The 1,672-nt window shown below is 21.5% G+C and carries 1 protein-coding gene; it reads right to left on the bottom strand.

Translation table 11 applies throughout. The features are described from left to right. Nucleotides 1-69 precede the first annotated feature (69 nt). Nucleotides 70-1,377: a prephenate dehydrogenase gene (locus tag BGI41_RS08005; protein ID WP_088540174.1), complete on the bottom strand. Its 1,308-nt coding sequence runs from the start codon at nucleotides 1,375-1,377 to the stop codon at nucleotides 70-72. Between the last annotated feature and the right edge of the window lie 295 nt (nucleotides 1,378-1,672).

A 1,672-nucleotide genomic window follows, 5' to 3' on the forward strand; every position in this document is an offset into this window, starting at 1 on the left:
GTTTTTTTATGTTTTGAGAATTAGTTTTTTTTATTAAATTTAAAATTTAAAAGGATTTTAATGAATAATTTATCTAATTACTCCACCAAATCCTTTAATAAGTTTTTTAACATCATCTATTGAATTTTTACTTAATCCACTTACTTCATAAGTATAACTGATTTCTCCTTCATTAATTTGAGGTCCATTATATTCATCAGTTAATTTAACATCTGTAATATTATCTATTTTTTTAATAACATTTCCAATCGTATTTTTATCTGATGTGTTTTTAAAAACACAGCTAATGGATTCTGTATAAATTTTTGAGTTATTTTTCTTCCATTCAAATAATTCTTCTTTTGTAAGAATTTTAACATTAAATATTTTTAATGTTTCTGTTTTATGGTTTCTATTTTCAATAGTTACAAAGTTTCCTTTAATAGTTTTTACTGTACCTACATGTATGTTTTGTGAGTAAATATGTTTTAATCCAATTTCTGAACCAATTGATTCATATAAATATTTTGATTCTTCACTTAATGAATTAATTATTTTATCACTTCTACCTAATGCAGCTTTAATATCACCCATATTTTTAGTAGATTTATTAGCTATTTCTATAAATTTTTTCTGATTTTTAGAAGTTAAAACTTCTTTAAGTTCAAGTACAGCATCAAAGAATTTTTGACGTATATTTTCACCATTAATATTTTCTTTTTGTATAGAATATGTTAAGAATGGATTTTGTGAAACTATACGTGCAATTGTATCTATCATAATATTATATATAGGACTTTCATATTCTTCAGTTTCTTTAATATTTACTTTTAATTTTTCCATTGCATAAGCAGTTGAAATATATGAAAAATGTGTTAAAACTTGTACAATTCCCATCATATTATCATGATGTTTACAATTTGTTTCAATAATCCTCATATTTTTACTTTTAAAGTAATTATATATTTTAGGATACCATTTACCTTTTTTAAGAGGAGTTAAAACTATAACTTGTCCTTCAAATCCTGGAGTACGTGGTCCAAATACTGGGTGAGTAGGAATTGATTCGACACCTTCTGGGATATATTCATCCATAGTATAAGTTGCTTGTGTTTTAACAGAAGTTACATCCATTATTAATGAACCTTTTTTCATATGTGGTGCAAGTTTTTTTATAACATCAATTGTAACATGTATTGGTACTGAAATAACAAGAATATCTACATTTTTTGCAACTTCGAGATTATCACTTGTATATTCTATATTAAGTTTATGGCTTACCTTTTTACCGACTTTTTCATCTCTTCCAGTAATTATTACATTGAAGTTGTCTTTTTTTAGAAAACATGCAAGTGTTTTTCCAAGACCTTTTGTTCCACCGATAATTCCAATTTTCATTATATCAAATCACATTTTATTTATTTTTAAGTAGATTATTTAAATAAAAATTTAAATTATTTTTAAGTTTCTTTATTGATTGTTATTGCTTTATTTTTTGTTTTTACTAATTGATTTTTGTATTTATTTTTAAGTTTCTGCTATTTTTTAATGATTATTTAAATAAAAATTTAAATTATTTTTTATTAAATTTATTTATAAATTTTTTTAATTATATTATAAAACATAATTTATTATTAATAAATTTTATTTTTATAATTAATATTATATTAAAATTATAAACTTAATATATTAT

Source organism: Methanobrevibacter sp. 87.7, assembly GCF_002208625.1.
In the GTDB taxonomy this organism is placed as follows: domain Archaea; phylum Methanobacteriota; class Methanobacteria; order Methanobacteriales; family Methanobacteriaceae; genus Methanarmilla.

Coding starts and splice junctions, on each gene's coding strand:
- BGI41_RS08005 (WP_088540174.1), bottom strand. CDS start 1,377: ATGAAAATTGGAATTATCGGTGGAACAAAAGGTCTTGGAAAAACACTT.